The 14,727-nt window shown below is 53.2% G+C and carries 17 protein-coding genes; 2 read left to right on the forward strand and 15 right to left on the reverse strand.

Annotated features, from left to right (window positions below; genetic code table 11):
• The first annotated feature begins 96 nt into the window (after positions 1-96).
• On the forward strand, positions 97-1,062 hold the full coding sequence (locus ACHHZ6_RS08175) for a L,D-transpeptidase family protein (protein ID WP_182271044.1): 966 nt from the start codon (positions 97-99) through the stop codon (positions 1,060-1,062).
• Between the two features lie 73 nt (positions 1,063-1,135).
• Here the strand turns inward: ACHHZ6_RS08175 and bhsA are convergent, their stop codons facing one another.
• Positions 1,136-1,393: a multiple stress resistance protein BhsA gene (gene bhsA / locus ACHHZ6_RS08180; protein WP_182271043.1), complete on the reverse strand. Its 258-nt coding sequence runs from the start codon at positions 1,391-1,393 to the stop codon at positions 1,136-1,138.
• A 246-nt stretch (positions 1,394-1,639) separates the two neighbouring features.
• Here bhsA and comR point away from each other — a divergent pair, with 246 nt between their 5' ends.
• Positions 1,640-2,275 carry a TetR family copper-responsive transcriptional repressor ComR gene (gene comR, locus ACHHZ6_RS08185; protein WP_395122073.1) on the forward strand — a complete coding sequence of 212 codons (636 nt, stop codon included), beginning with the start codon at positions 1,640-1,642 and terminating at the stop codon, positions 2,273-2,275.
• A 59-nt stretch (positions 2,276-2,334) separates the two neighbouring features.
• Here the strand turns inward: comR and ACHHZ6_RS08190 are convergent, their stop codons facing one another.
• From ACHHZ6_RS08190 to pabC, 14 genes are all read right to left on the reverse strand, one after another.
• On the reverse strand, positions 2,335-2,874 hold the full coding sequence (locus ACHHZ6_RS08190) for a glycine zipper 2TM domain-containing protein (RefSeq protein WP_182271041.1): 540 nt from the start codon (positions 2,872-2,874) through the stop codon (positions 2,335-2,337).
• A gap of 192 nt (positions 2,875-3,066) precedes the next feature.
• The gene (locus ACHHZ6_RS08195; protein WP_182271040.1) at positions 3,067-4,371 is read right to left on the reverse strand and encodes an NAD(P)/FAD-dependent oxidoreductase; all 1,305 of its coding nucleotides are present in this window, start codon (positions 4,369-4,371) and stop codon (positions 3,067-3,069) included.
• 238 nt (positions 4,372-4,609) lie between these two features.
• Positions 4,610-5,152, reverse strand: a complete 543-nt coding sequence (ycfP, locus tag ACHHZ6_RS08200; RefSeq protein WP_182271039.1) for an alpha/beta hydrolase YcfP — start codon at positions 5,150-5,152, stop codon at positions 4,610-4,612.
• Between the two features lie 33 nt (positions 5,153-5,185).
• Positions 5,186-6,211: a beta-N-acetylhexosaminidase gene (nagZ, locus tag ACHHZ6_RS08205; RefSeq protein WP_395122074.1), complete on the reverse strand. Its 1,026-nt coding sequence runs from the start codon at positions 6,209-6,211 to the stop codon at positions 5,186-5,188.
• An 11-nt stretch (positions 6,212-6,222) separates the two neighbouring features.
• Positions 6,223-7,047: a thiamine kinase gene (gene thiK / locus ACHHZ6_RS08210; RefSeq protein WP_182919799.1), complete on the reverse strand. Its 825-nt coding sequence runs from the start codon at positions 7,045-7,047 to the stop codon at positions 6,223-6,225.
• Entirely contained in the window at positions 7,028-7,675 is a 648-nt protein-coding gene (gene lpoB / locus ACHHZ6_RS08215) for a penicillin-binding protein activator LpoB (RefSeq protein WP_182271036.1), read from the reverse strand. The genes thiK and lpoB overlap by 20 nt, the downstream gene beginning before the upstream one ends.
• A 10-nt stretch (positions 7,676-7,685) precedes the next feature.
• A complete protein-coding gene (locus ACHHZ6_RS08220; protein ID WP_182919798.1) occupies positions 7,686-8,060 on the reverse strand; it encodes a YcfL family protein in 375 nt (124 codons plus the stop codon).
• A gap of 1 nt (position 8,061) precedes the next feature.
• The gene (gene hinT / locus ACHHZ6_RS08225; protein WP_182271034.1) at positions 8,062-8,421 is read right to left on the reverse strand and encodes a purine nucleoside phosphoramidase; all 360 of its coding nucleotides are present in this window, start codon (positions 8,419-8,421) and stop codon (positions 8,062-8,064) included.
• Positions 8,422-8,685: 264 nt separating this feature from the next.
• A complete protein-coding gene (gene ptsG / locus ACHHZ6_RS08230) occupies positions 8,686-10,119 on the reverse strand; it encodes a PTS glucose transporter subunit IIBC (protein ID WP_182271033.1) in 1,434 nt (477 codons plus the stop codon).
• A 299-nt stretch (positions 10,120-10,418) separates the two neighbouring features.
• Entirely contained in the window at positions 10,419-11,213 is a 795-nt protein-coding gene (locus ACHHZ6_RS08235) for a metal-dependent hydrolase (RefSeq protein WP_395122075.1), read from the reverse strand.
• Between the two features lie 10 nt (positions 11,214-11,223).
• Complete coding sequence (holB, locus tag ACHHZ6_RS08240; RefSeq protein ID WP_395122076.1) at positions 11,224-12,228, reverse strand: DNA polymerase III subunit delta'; 1,005 nt, start codon at positions 12,226-12,228, stop codon at positions 11,224-11,226.
• Entirely contained in the window at positions 12,225-12,866 is a 642-nt protein-coding gene (gene tmk / locus ACHHZ6_RS08245; RefSeq protein WP_182919795.1) for a dTMP kinase, read from the reverse strand. Before tmk ends, holB begins: the two co-directional genes overlap by 4 nt.
• On the reverse strand, positions 12,856-13,878 hold the full coding sequence (gene yceG / locus ACHHZ6_RS08250) for a cell division protein YceG (protein ID WP_182271029.1): 1,023 nt from the start codon (positions 13,876-13,878) through the stop codon (positions 12,856-12,858). The genes tmk and yceG overlap by 11 nt, the downstream gene beginning before the upstream one ends.
• 2 nt (positions 13,879-13,880) lie before the next feature.
• On the reverse strand, positions 13,881-14,690 hold the full coding sequence (pabC, locus tag ACHHZ6_RS08255) for an aminodeoxychorismate lyase (protein WP_395122077.1): 810 nt from the start codon (positions 14,688-14,690) through the stop codon (positions 13,881-13,883).
• Between the last annotated feature and the right edge of the window lie 37 nt (positions 14,691-14,727).

Here is a 14,727-nt window from a genome sequence, read left to right on the forward strand (position 1 = left end):
TTGCACTTCCCCCGATCTTCCCGACATACTCATTCATCATAATTATCATTAACGCCTTATAAAACAATAACCTTATCATTTATATGGATTATGGTAATGATGACCTCTTCGCGTTTTACTCGCTGGATAACCCTGTTTGCGCTGGCCGCAACGGTGGCTATTGCGCTTCCTGCTCGCGCAAACACCTGGCCGCTTCCGCCTGCTGGCAGTAAGGTTGTGGGGGAAAACCGCTTTCATGTGGTTGAAAATAATGGTGGTTCGCTGGAAGCGATTGCCAAAAAATATAACGTCGGCTTTCTGGCACTGCTGCAGGCTAATCCTGGCGTTGACCCTTACGTACCGCGTGCTGGCAGCGTACTGACCATTCCACTACAAACTATTTTGCCGGATGCACCGCGCGAGGGGATCGTAATAAATCTTGCCGAGCTGCGTCTTTACTACTATCCGCCGGGCAAAAACGTCGTCACCGTCTACCCTATCGGCATTGGTCAACTGGGCGGCGATACCCTTACACCAACGATGATCACCACCGTGTCGGACAAACGCGCGAACCCGACCTGGACACCAACGGCCAACATCCGTGCCCGCTATAAAGCGCAGGGGATTGACCTGCCAACTGTTGTACCGGCAGGCCCGGATAACCCAATGGGACACCATGCAATCCGCCTCGCGGCATACGGTGGTGTTTATCTGCTGCACGGAACGAATGCTGATTTTGGCATCGGCATGCGCGTCAGTTCCGGTTGTATTCGTCTGCGTGATGATGATATCAAAACGCTTTATAGCGTGATCGCACCAGGCACCAAAGTGAATATTATCAATACACCGATTAAGGTCTCCGGGGAGCCGGGCGGCATACGCCTGGTCGAAATCCACCAGCCGTTATCGAAGAATATTGGTGATGATCCGCAGACACTGCCAATCAACCTGAATGCGGCAATGATGAGCTTCAAGGCTAATGCCGGCACCGATGGCATCGTGATGGAACGCGCGATGGAAGCGCGTTCCGGTATGCCGACAAATGTCACGCGGTATCACGATACCACTCAACAGTCTATGTAACGCACAACGAAAAACGCCCTGCTCATGCAGGGCGTTTTTGATTGCAGTGGCATAACTGCAGGTTTTGTCGAGCTTATTTATAGATTACAGCAGTACCGTGCAGGGTGTTAGGGCCGGTGACTGAAGTGATACGGAAAGATTTTGCCCCCATTTCGTCAGCTTTTTGCGCCAGCTGATCTTCCAGAGAACTCAGGTTTGTACCTGCGTTTGCGGAGATAGTGCCCACTTTATGCTGATCAGCAGGGGTGGATTGCACTTCAACAGCAGCGAAGCTTGCGAAAGAAAGTGAACTCAGGACAGCAGCAGCGAGCAGGGTTTTTACGTTTTTCATGATTGTTACCTTTAGGCAGATGAATATGAAGGTCGTTAGTTATTTACTTAACGATCGATAGTTAAATGATAGATGTGATCCAGATCACACGTCAATATGTTTTTTATAACGACCGTTAAATTAATTTAAATTCTCTTATTAATCATATTGATATGATTAATTTATTTTTCAGCAATCAGCACTGGTGGTGGCACACGTTTATTTTTATAATGACTATTCAACAAACCAACAGAGGACCAACGGCAAATGACAACCGATGTCACGAGTTGCGCAAAGAAAAGCCGTGGCCGACCAAAAGTGTTCGACAGGGATGCAGCGCTTGATAAGGCCATGACACTCTTCTGGCAACATGGGTATGAAGCGACGTCGCTTTCCGATCTGGTGGAGGCCACCGGAGCTAAAGCGCCAACGCTGTATGCGGAATTCACGAATAAAGAGGGGCTGTTCAGAGCAGTGCTGGACAGATACATCTCGCGTTTTGCTGCCAAACACGAAGCGCAGCTTTTCTGTGAAGAAAAAAGTGTTGAGCAAGCATTACTGGACTATTTCACCACCGTCGCCACCTGCTTCACCAGCAAAGATACGCCTGCGGGCTGTTTTATGATTAACACCTCCGCCACCCTTGCGGCGTCTTCCAGAGAGATAGCCAACACGGTGAAATCGCGTCATGCCTTGCAGGAAGAGACGTTGAGCACATTTCTGGCCCAGCGCCAGCAGCGCGGTGAAATACCCGCGCATTGCCATCCACAGGCGCTGGCACAATTTCTGAGCTGCATTTTGCAGGGCATGTCGATCAGCGCCCGTGAAGGCGCAACGCTGGAAAAACTGCAAAGTATTACCCAGACCACACTGCGCCTGTGGCCTGAACTCCTCAAAGCCTGAGCAAAAAAAAAGCTCCTCAGCCTGAGCGCTTGAGGAGCTAAATTCAGAGAACATCTTTTTTACACTTTGTTATTCAGTACCAGCTGACCGTTTCCGTCCAGGGGGATCTGGGAACCAGGGTCTTTATCCATCCGAATTTTGCCCTGCTGGTCGCCAATTTTGTACGTTACGTCATAGCCCAGCATTTTTTCCGACTTGTCGTAGACAGTTTTACAGCGCTGCTGAGTCGTGGTGTATGTATCGTTGTCCTGCATTGCCCCCTGCACCTGGTTACCGGCGTAGCCGCCACCCAGTGCGCCGACGACGGTTGCGACATCCCTGCCACGTCCACCACCGAACTGATGGCCAATCACGCCACCGGCTACCGCACCCAGCACAGAACCGGCGATACGGTTTTCATCCTGCACCGGACGACGATGAGTCACGGCAACGTTACGACACTCCTGACGAGGTGTTTTAACGGTTTCTTTAATCGGGGTAGCGGAAACTACCTGAGCATACTGCGGGCCGCGATCAAGCACATTGAGACTGGCAACGGCAGCCACACCTAACGCAGCAGCGACGCCAATCCCTATACCCGCCAACATGGATTTATTCACGGGACTTCCTCCTTTGTTGCTATTAGTAACAATTTTGCAATTAACGGCAGATTTAGCCAATCGGAAAAAGGCGTAAAAGTGTGGGGATATCGACAGAATGACCGCGTTTCGGAGAACTCCTAAGCGATCAGAGGGAGATTACCAGCATGATATGCTAAAAAATCCCTCCGGAAGCCCGGAGGGAAGAGAGGATTAGTGCAGCTTGAGACGCGGACGAATAACGCGGTTGATTCTGCCTACCAGCATCATCAGGCCCGTTTTGAAGTAGCCGTGCAGCGCGATCTGGTGCATACGGTACAGGGAGATATACACAAAGCGTGCAATGCGCCCTTCCACCATCATGGACCCCCGCATCAGGTTACCCATCAGGCTACCGACGGTAGAGAAGTTAGACAGCGACACCAGTGAACCGTGATCTTTGTAGGTGTACGCCTTCATCGGCTTGCCTTTAGCCTGCGCCAGAATGTTGTGCAGAACCAGGCTTGCCATCTGGTGTGCTGCCTGGGCACGCGGAGGAACAAACCCGCCTTCCGGACGCGCACAGGACGCACAGTCACCGATCGCATAGATTTCCGGGTCACGTGTGGTTTGCAGCGTTGGCTCTGTCACCAGTTGGTTAATGCGGTTGGTTTCCAGCCCGCCGATATCTTTCATAAAGTCAGGTGCTTTGATACCCGCCGCCCAGACCATCAGATCGGCTTTGATGTACTCGCCATCTTTGGTATGCAGGCCGCCTGCATCCGCGCTGGTGACCATTGTCTGGGTCAGTACGCGTACGCCCAGTTTGGTCAGTTCGCTATGCGCCGCACCGGAGATACGTGGAGGCAGCGCAGGCAGAATACGTTCGCCGGCTTCCACCAGCGTCACGTTCAGCGCGTCGTTGGTCAGCCCTTTATAACCGTAGCTGTGCAGCTGTTTCACCGCGTTGTGCAGTTCAGCGGAGAGCTCAACACCCGTCGCACCACCGCCAACAATGGCGATATTAACCTTACCATTCGCACCCATGCTATTGGTGTACTTCAGGAACAGGTTCAACATTTCCTGATGGAAACGGCGTGCCTGGTGCGGGTTATCCAGGAAGATACAGTGCTCTTTCACACCTGGCGTGTTGAAGTCGTTAGAGGTACTGCCCAACGCCATCACCAGCGTGTCATACGCCAGTTTGCGCTCAGGTACCAGCAGCTCACCCTTTTCGTCGCGTAGCTCTGCCAGGGTAATGGTTTTGCTTTCACGGTTGATGTCCACCACGGAACCCAGCTGGAACTGGAAATGATGATTGCGTGCGTGCGCCAGATAGCTCAGTGCATCCACACCTTCATCCAGCGAACCGGTCGCCACCTCGTGCAGCAACGGCTTCCACAGGTGACTGTGGTTACGATCCACCAGCGTAATTTTGGCTTTTTTGCCGCGACCCAGCTTCTTGCCCAACTGTGTTGCCAGCTCCAGCCCGCCAGCACCACCGCCTACAATCACTATCTTTTTCAATGGCGTAGTCAACGTGACCCCCTCAAATTATTAACCAATTGTTAATTAAAAGTTATTGAAATAACTCTTAGTTAACAACAAGTTACAGCACTGAAACCATTCAGGTGCATTGAGAATAACACGTCAGGCGCATTGGTCATACCAAAATTGATATGCATCAAGTTTTGATGGCGTAAATTTGTACAAATTTAGCAAAAAAGAAGGCCCGGCACGCTGTCACGGCCAGGCCTGGTGAGTAAGATGATGGTGCTCAGCCCAGTGTTTTAAAGGCTTTGATGCGTTGTAAATGCGGAGAGATATTCTTGAACTTGTGGGTCTGATCCTCGTCCCAGACTATTTCATAGTAATGATGCAGCAGCTCTGCAGCCCGGTGGCTGCTCAGGGCCTCATCATTGCGCGAGAGGATCACCAGACAGCGGTCGCGGTTTTTCTCGCGGAAGTTACTGACGCACTTGGTGGCAATATCGACGTACTCTTCAGGGCGATCGATTTTGCCTTCCATGTTTTCATTCGGGAACAGGTTAGGATTGAACACCACCTGGCGAATGTCGCACAGGAACCCAATCCGCTCTGCCCAGTAGCCCCCCAACCCGACACCACAAATGAGCGGGCGCTCATCAACATTGAGTTGCAACATCTTGTCCACTTCTTTGAGTAAATGCTGCATATCATGCTTCGGATGGCGCGTACTGTAGCTGATCAACCGTACATCTGGATCGATAAACTGCAGCTGCAGCACCTTCTCATGATTACCTGGACTGTTTGAGTCAAAACCGTGTAAATAGATGATCATTGTCTCTCACCACGCTACGCCTTCCGGGAGGGTTTAAAGGCTGGCTTTATGTGCCTGCCAGCGCTCATTCAGTGCTTCAAGCTGGGCATTGACCGTCTTCCAGCGCGCCGAGCCCATCAGCTCCTGACGACTAAATGAACCTTTATGATACAATTGTGTAACACGCTCTGCATTGATCGGCGACAGGTTATCCAGCACGCTGACGGCTCCTTTACGATTATTGCAGACGAGGATCATATCGCAACCCGCATCCAGCGACGCCTGCCCGCGTTCTGCATAGCTCCCCATAATCGCCGCTCCTTCCATCGACAAATCGTCGGAGAAAATCACACCGTTGAAACCGAGCTCCTGGCGCAGAACGGTTTTGAGCCAGTGCGCAGAACCGCTGGCCGGACGCGGGTCAACATCACTGTAAATCACGTGTGCTGGCATGATGGCATCCAGTTTGTTATCGGTAATCAACGAACGGAATACCGACATATCTTTGGCACGAATGTCCGCCTCCGGACGCGGATCGCGTGGCGTCTCTTTGTGCGAATCCGCAGTCACTGCGCCGTGGCCAGGGAAGTGCTTCCCGGTGGTTTTCATTCCCGCATCGTGCATACCATCAATAAAACGGGTAGCCATCGCCAGTGTAATACGCGGATCCTCATGATACGAACGTTCACCAATGGCAGCACTGATATGCCCTACGTCCAGCACCGGTGCAAAGCTGATGTCGATATCCATCGCAATCATCTCACTGGCCATCAACCAGCCCGCATCCTGTGCCAGTTTGCCGCCCTCTTCCGTACCCAACAGTGCCGCAAATGATTGTGCCGCTGGCAGGCGGGTAAAGCCTTCGCGGAAACGTTGTACACGCCCGCCTTCCTGGTCTACAGCGACCACCAGACGATGATGGGATGCTGCGCGGATTTGCCGGACCAGTTCACGCAGCTGCTCCGGATCGTGATAGTTGCGGGTAAACAGAATCAGACCACCAACCAGCGGGTGCGCCAGAATTTCACGCTCCTCCGCATCCAGCTCAAACCCTTCTACATCCAACATGACTGGACCCACACGAACCTCTCTTATCCTTTAGTTTGTAACTGACGCCAGACGTCATCTGCCAGCGTAATAAATTGTTTGTCACCTGACTGCCGCAGGCGGACTTCGAACCAGCCTGCCATCAGCATCAATACCCACGGCCGCCAGCGCCTGACCTGATGAGCCAGAATTGTGGCATCCAGGTGGGCAATCCGGGCATAGTCGCTGATGAGCGTTTGTCGCGCGGTATCCTCTTCCGCCCACACTGCTGCCAGCTCCAGTGCCACATCCCCGTCTCCGGCATATTCCCAGTCGATAAGCCTGGTCCCTGCTGACGTATGAACGATATTCCCGGCGTGGACATCCATATGCAATGGTACCAACCGTAGCGGCTGTGGCTCTCCCGCTTTACGCAGCCGTTTAAGCTCAGCCAGCCAGAAAGGCGTTCGTCTGCCGGGTAAAGCCTGCTGCCAGTATTGTTCAAGCAGTGGTGCCAGCGTGACTCGCCACCCCAGACGCGGCTGGCTGTGCAGATGATACAACATAGCCGCAAGCGTGGGGGGATCCGGCAGCTCGCTTTTGATCTCTCCCGCAAGATATTCCACGGCCATCCAGCCCTGCATAAAAAAACACGGCTGCGGCACGAGATCCACCGGAAGACGCCTCAACGCGCGATACTGTCGACGAAAGTGGGAGGCAGGAGCGGAAGCATCATGATGCTGGCGCAAAACCAGCCGATGAGAGTCTTGCTCAATAATGCAACTCGCGCCGCCAAGCCCGGAATGGGCCTGCGGCGCGATAAGGCGATACTGAGGGAAATAACGCGTCAGAACATCTTCACGCGTGCAGTTATTGTTGCGTAACGGCACCTTTACCTGACCAGATAATTTCGCCTGTCTGAACCAGCATCAGCTGCATCTGCAGCGCTGGCGTATTCACGTTACCGGAGGCGTTTGAGTAGAGCACATACTGAGCGCCAACGTTACGGGCGATACCAATCGCCTTGCTACGCGAACCGAGGCTATCCTGTGGAGACAGGCCCAGTTGCTGTTTGGCAACTGCCAGCTGTTGCGCGGAGACCAGCGTAAATTTACCGTTATTTGCCAGGGCATTGCGCAGCGTTTCCGTCGCTTCACCCGCGTTCAGGGAACCGTTAGTACGGTTATTCACGCTGTCCACCAGCAGTACGCTTCCCGGCGTGACGCCTTGCGCCTGCAGCATTTTGCCTACCATCGGCTGCATCGCGCCGTTCCAGTCATAGTGACGCACGCGTGGTGCAGGCTGGGACGTTTGATCCTGATGTTCAATCGGGCCTGGCTGTGCCGGAATGCTCGGTACAGACGGCACGGTTGGCTGCGGCTCCGTTGGTTGTGTCGGCTGCTCTGTGCCTGGTTTGGCCTCTTCCACAGGAGCAGGTTGTTCCGTTCGCGTCACACACCCTGCAAGGAAGAGTGCAAAAGCGGTCACGAGCGCATAACGGCTCATATTTTTAATCAAGGTTCACCCCTTACAAATAAAGATAAAGCCGCACCTTATGCGCACCCAGAGAGTTGGCACTGCCATAAAGCGTGACTGACGACCTTGCCGGAATGGTGACGCTGCGCGTCGCCTCAAGCGGGTGCATTTCAAGGCCTCTTACGTCATACCAGTAAAAACGGTAGTGCACCGTTACCGGCTCATGTCTTTCGTTGAAGAGCGTAGAGGAAGCAGAAGACTGAATTTCACTGATGGTCAACGCGGGTTGCTCTGCCGTGATACCCGCAGCAAGCACGGAAGATTCCATCACCAGCGTCTGTTCATCACTGACCGGGATCGCCGGACGCGCGCTGCACCCGACCATCACCATTGTCATTACCAGCGCCACAATACGCCCTCTTAACATGTCAAAGACCTTTGTGTGCCAGCATCGGCCCCAGGGGACGACCACCCAGCAGATGCATATGAATATGATAAACTTCCTGACCACCGTGGCGATTACAGTTCATGATCAGACGGTAACCGTCTTCCGCAATCCCTTCCTGCTCAGCAATTTTCGCGGCCACCGTCAGCATACGGCCTAATGCCACTTCATGCTCGGTTTTTACGTCATTCATGGTCGGAATCAGAATATTTGGAATAATAAGGATATGTGTCGGTGCCTGAGGTGAAATGTCCCGGAAAGCCGTCACCAGCTCGTCCTGATAGACGATATCCGACGGGATTTCGCGGCGGATAATTTTACTGAAAATAGTTTCTTCAGCCATGACCTGTTCCTTTTTTGTTTAATCTGGCGTGGTGCGTCCGCTGTTAACACACAATGTCTGTATTACTGTGTGACATAACTCAAGAGTATGAGCGAATTTCTCCTGCCCTTTCAACCTTCTCCCTCGATTTCTTTCCTTATTGCTGACCAGCTGGCTGGAGAGTAACCACTCAGACACCTGTTTCATTTTTTACGGTGGCGTTTCATCCGCTACACATATAAAAAAGGCAGCCATTCGGCTGCCTTAGTCTCCCCAGATCACAACTTAGTTGCTGCGGATGTATTCATCCATTTCGGTTTTCAGGTTATCGGATTTCGTACCGAAGATTGCCTGAACACCAGAACCAGCCACTACGACGCCCGCTGCGCCCAGTTTTTTCAGACCAGGCTGGTCTACTTTCGCAACGTCGGCAACACTCACACGCAGACGAGTGATACACGCGTCCAGGTTAGTGATGTTTTCTTTACCACCGAACGCGGCAACCAGAGCCGGAGCCATTTCGCTGGTCACGCCAGCTTTGCTGTCTTCTGACGCATCTTCACGACCTGGTGTTTTCAGGTCCAGTGCTTTGATCAGCACACGGAAGATGGTGTAGTACAGAACGGCGTAGCACGCACCAACCACTGGGAACAGCCACAGTTTGCTGCTGTTACCGGACAGAACGATGAAGTCGATCAGGCCGTGAGAGAAGGACGTACCGTCACGCATACCCAGCAGAATACAGATTGGGAATGCCAGACCTGCCAGAACTGCGTGGATAACGTACAGGATCGGCGCAACGAACATGAAGGAGAACTCGATCGGCTCGGTGATACCGGTCAGGAACGAGGTCAACGCTGCGGAGATCATGATACCGCCCACTTTTGCACGGTTCTCTGGTTTAGCAGAGTGCCAGATTGCAATTGCAGCGGCTGGCAGACCGTACATTTTGAACAGGAAGCCACCAGACAGTTTGCCTGCAGTTGGGTCACCTGCCATATAACGTGGGATATCACCGTGGAACACCTGACCTGCGGCGTTGGTGAATTCACCAATCTGCATCTGGAATGGAACGTTCCAGATGTGGTGCAGACCGAATGGTACCAGGCAGCGTTCAACGAAGCCGTAGATACCGAACGCCACAACCGGGTTCTGGTAAGCAGCCCACTGGGAGAATGCCTGGATCGCAGAACCAATTGGAGGCCAGATGAAGGACAAGAGCACGCCCAGAATAATCGCGGCCAGACCAGAAATGATCGGAACAAAACGCTTGCCCGCGAAGAAGCCCAGATACTCAGGCAGCTTGATGCGATAGAAGCGGTTGAACATATACGCTGCAATCGCACCGGAGATGATACCGCCCAGAACACCGGTGTCTGCCAGGTGTTTCGCTGCGATCTCTTCAGCAGGTAAATGCAGAACCAGCGGCGCAACCACAGCCATAGTTTTCACCATGATGCCGTAGGCAACCACTGAAGCCAGAGCAGATACACCGTCGTTATTGGTGAAGCCCAGAGCAACACCGATAGCGAAGATCAGCGGCATGTTAGCAAAAACTGAGCCGCCTGCTTCGGCCATCACATGAGAAACTACGGCTGGCAGCCAGCTGAAGTTAGCAGAACCGACACCCAGCAGAATACCTGCGATAGGCAGTACGGATACTGGTAGCATCAGCGATTTACCGACCTTTTGCAGGTTAGCAAATGCATTCTTAAACATAATTGAGAGTGCTCCTGAGTATTTGTGCTTTTTTTTTACGCTTTCACGCATTGGCCCGGGGGGAGTACCGTGCCGTGGACGGGACATCTAAGCGCCCTTTATTTATTACACAGAGTAAAATAAATCCCTCTGAGTTTGTTTGACGGCTATCACGTTTCAGCTTAAGGCGGCCAAAAAACTTTCAGACATTTACAAAAAGCATTTCTGGATGTGTCTAAAAACACCATCACCGCCCCAAATGAGGCGGTGAACTTTACTCGCTTTGTTTATTAATTACGAGCCTAAAAAAAACAGGTGTATCAAACAGATTGCAGGCGGGCGGGATCAATGTGGAACAGTGTTGCGAAGTTTTCCGTTGTGGTGCGAGCCAGCTCATCGATGCTAACCCCCTTCAGAACGGCCATATACTCAGCCACATCTCTCGTCATGGCTGGCTGGTTTTCTTTACCGCGGTGCGGTACCGGTGCCAGGTAAGGAGAGTCTGTCTCCACCAGAATACGATCGAGAGGAACATAACGCGCGGCATCACGCAGTTGTTCTGCGTTGCGGAACGTAACGATCCCCGAAAACGAGATATAAAACCCCAAATCAAGCAGCTTACCCGCCGTTTCTCTGTCCTCTGTGAAACAGTGTAGTACGCCACCGCAATCCGTCACTTTTTCTTCCCTGAGGATCGCCAGCGTATCCGCACGCGCATCACGGGTATGGACAATAACTGGCTTGTTCAGCTCGCGACCAATGCGAATGTGGTGACGGAACGATTCCTGCTGGCGTGGTTTTGTTTCCGGCGTGTAATAATAATCCAGCCCGGTCTCCCCCAGCGCCACCACGCCCTCTTCCGCAGCCAGACGACGTAACTCTTCAACGTCGTACTCTTCATCCTGATTCAGCGGATGCACACCGCAGGAGAACACGACGTTATCGCGAACGCCCACCAGCTCACGCATGGTGCGGTAACCCGCTAGCGTCGTTGCTACAGCCAGGCAAAATTTCACATCACGGGCAGCGGCTTTTGCCAGCACATCGTCCACGTTTTTATGCAGGGATTGATAATCCAGGCCATCGAGATGGCAGTGTGAGTCGACTAAAAACATAATGTCTCTCTCAGAGATGGGAAACGGGCGGTATCACGCCCGGTTGCAGGTAATGTTCAATACGCAGTAACTGGTCGGTCAGTAAAAGCTCTCGATTGAGACCCGTGACGGCCAAAAGTTGTTCGCGGCTCTGACAAACGTCATGGAGGATAGCGCGCAGGGACGTGCCTGACAGACCGTTCGCCAGGGTGTTCACCAGCGGCCAGGCATCAGGGTTAGTCAACAACGTCGCCCCTTGCTGGATCTTGAGCGCATCAAGGAGTAAGGAGGCCAGCCAGTGCAGACGCTCGGTAACCTGATCGCTATTGAGTACAGGCAGCAGGCTCAACCAGTCGCGGCTATTCAGTGAAGATTCGACAGCCTGGCAGAGCGCCTCACGCTGTGACCAGACATCCGGTTGCAGCATCGCCAGAGCCGCAGCCGGTGCGCCACCGCACAGGCGTAGTGCAGAGAGCGCCACGTCTTGTGACGTTGTCACTTCCCGTTCCAGCCAGCTAAGCGCCCACGATTCCTGAGGCACTGCGAGGTGATGAAGGCGACAGCGGCTGCGTAGCGTGGCCAGCAATATGCCCGGCTCACGGCATGACAGGAAGAACCAGGTTTTTTCCGGCGGTTCTTCCAGCGTTTTCAACAGTGCGTTAGCGGCTGCTTCGGTAAGCAGTGCCGCATCTTTCAGCCAGATGACTTTTGCCCCGTTGAGTCGCGCGTGTTCGTACAATTTTTCGCTAACTTCACGCACAGCGTCAATACCGAGCGTACTTTTACCTTTCTCAGGTTCAAGTGTGTAATAGTCAGGATGTGTACCGGCCTGCATCAGCTGGCAGCCACGGCATTTGCCACAGCTTTTGTGTTCTTCCGGCTGTTGGCACATCAGAAAACGGGTGATGGCGTAAATCAACGCATCATCGCCCATACCCGGCAATGCCTGAATCAGTAACGCATGATGCCCCCGACCGCCCTGATAGCTGTTGACCAGCTGTTCAAAGTGCGGGCGCAACCACGGATACCATTTCATGCCTGTTGTTCCTGTAGCCATTGCGCGACGGTTTCCTGAATGGAACGAGTGACAACCTCAAGGGATTGCGTTGCATCAATGGTACGAATTGTGCTGTCCTGTCCGGCCAGTTCAAGATAACGCGCACGAGTACGGTTAAAGAAATCGAATGACTCTTGCTCAATGCGATCCAGTTCACCACGCGCACGTGCGCGCTTCAGCCCCACTTCCGGCGTTACGTCCAGATAGAGCGTCAGATCGGGGCGGAAATCACCGAGCACCACATCACGCAGCGTTGCGAGCATCGTCTGGTCAATACCGCGACCACCCCCCTGATAAGCCTGGGTAGACAGATCGTGGCGATCGCCAATGACCCACTTACCTTCGGTCAGCGCGGGTTTGATCACTGTCTCCACCAGCTGCACACGCGCAGCATAGAACATCAGCACTTCGGCTTTGTCGGTGATAACTTCGTCGCCTACGGATTTGATATCCAGCACCAGACTACGCAGTTTTTCAGCCAGCTGCGTGCCGCCCGGCTCACGGGTGAACACCATATCCGCAATACCATGCGATTTCAGCGTCTCAACGACCACGTTGCGGGCGGTGGTTTTACCTGCCCCTTCGAGTCCCTCAATGACAATGTATTTACTGCGCATTTTTTTCCTTAAGTGCCTTCAGATAGTCCTGAACAGAGCGATTATGGCTGGCAAGGTTGGTGTTAAAGGTATGACCACCTTTTCCATCAGCCACAAAATAGAGATACGGTGTTTTTGCCGGGTGCGCGGCAGCCTGAAGCGATGCTTCGCTCGGGGTCGCAATCGGGCCCGGCGGTAAACCACTAATCACGTAAGTATTATACGCCGTTGGTGTCTCCAGATCTTTTCTGGATATCTTACCGTTATAACCCTCTCCCATGCCGTAAATCACGGTAGGGTCGGTTTGCAGGCGCATGCCGATGCGCAAACGGTTGATAAAGACCGACGCCACCTGGTCGCGCTCTGCGGCAACGGCCGTCTCTTTCTCGATGATCGAGGCCATCGTAACAAACTGATTTTGATCTTTATACGGCAACCCATCGATGCGCCCTTCCCAGGCCGCCCCGACCGCCGCGACCATTTTTTTGTGCGCCCGCTTCAGAATGGCAACATCAGTGGTACCTGCCGTATACATCCAGGTATCTGGCCAGAACCAGCCTTCTACCCACTCAGGATGTTCGAATTTCAGTACCTCAGCCACCGTCTGGTAGCGGTCATCTTTCAGGGTATGCTTAATATACGGAGCATCGCGCAGTTGTTTGAGGTAATCGCTCAGGCGCATACCTTCAACAAAACGCAGCGGGAACTGTGCCTCTTTGCCACTTTCCAGCAACAGCAGCATCTCCCTGACGGTCATTCCCGGGGTGAAGCGATAAGTCCCGGCTTTGAAGTGGGACAGCGCAGGTTCAACACGCAGTAACCACTGGAATACGCGCGGGCGGTTAATGATCTTATCGCCATAAAGCTGCTCACCCAGCGCCTGCCGCCCGGTACCCGCTTTAAGGGTAAAAATCATCTCGTCTTTAATCAGGATTTTACTGTCCGCCAGCTGGCGAACCTTCCACACTCCTGCTCCGCCAGCAATACCCAGCGTAACGACAAGGAGGAGAACAAAGCGCAACATTTTCTTCATGACTATCTGGTTTGCTCACATATCGGGGCTAAAAACTGAAACAGCTCGCGCGATGGCAGGTGGAGTTGGCCATAAGCGCGTACGGGCACAACAGGCATCAGCGCATTGCAGATAATCATTTCATCAGCTTTCTGCAGCGCCTCTTCCCTCGCACTCACTTCGACAACACGAAAGCCCGAGTGTGCCAGGTGCTGTAAGCAAAACTGACGCATGATGCCGTTCACACCGGCCTGCTCCAGTGAAGGCGTGAAAACATCACGACCCTGCCGCCAGAGTAAATTAGCCGCACAGCATTCCGTAATGAACCCTTCGCTGTCAAGAACCAGCGCCTCATCAGCGTCCGTCTGCTCAAGATGAGTACGGATAAGCACCTGTTCCAGGCGGTTGAGGTGTTTAATACCGGCAAGCATTGGGTTTCGCCCCAGACGTACCGGGCTAAGCGTCAGGGTAACGCCCTCTTTACGCCAGCGTTCGTAATGGGCAGGGTACGCGGAAACCGACAGGATCCGTGTCGGATGTTCGCAACGGGCTCCACTGTAGCCCCGCCCCCCGCTGCCGCGACTGATAAGCACTTTGAGTACCCCGCGGCTCTTCCCTGACGCCAGCTGGCACATTTCGTGCCGCAGCGTATCCCACTGTGTAAATGGGATCAGCAAGGTTTCACAGGCATTTTGCAGGCGGCGGATATGCGCATCAAGCAGGCATACATCCCCGTCAAGAATGCGCGCCGTCGTAAAGCAGCCATCACCAAACTGAGTTGCTCTGTCGCTGGCAGGCAGAGAATCTAGCTCAAGGCCATTGATTAAAAACATGGTGGCTCCTTATGCGTGGGGGTTCAGTCTGGCAGGA

It is taken from the genome of Enterobacter cloacae complex sp. 2024EL-00214, from assembly GCF_043945575.1.
Lineage (GTDB): Bacteria > Pseudomonadota > Gammaproteobacteria > Enterobacterales > Enterobacteriaceae > Enterobacter > Enterobacter cloacae_P.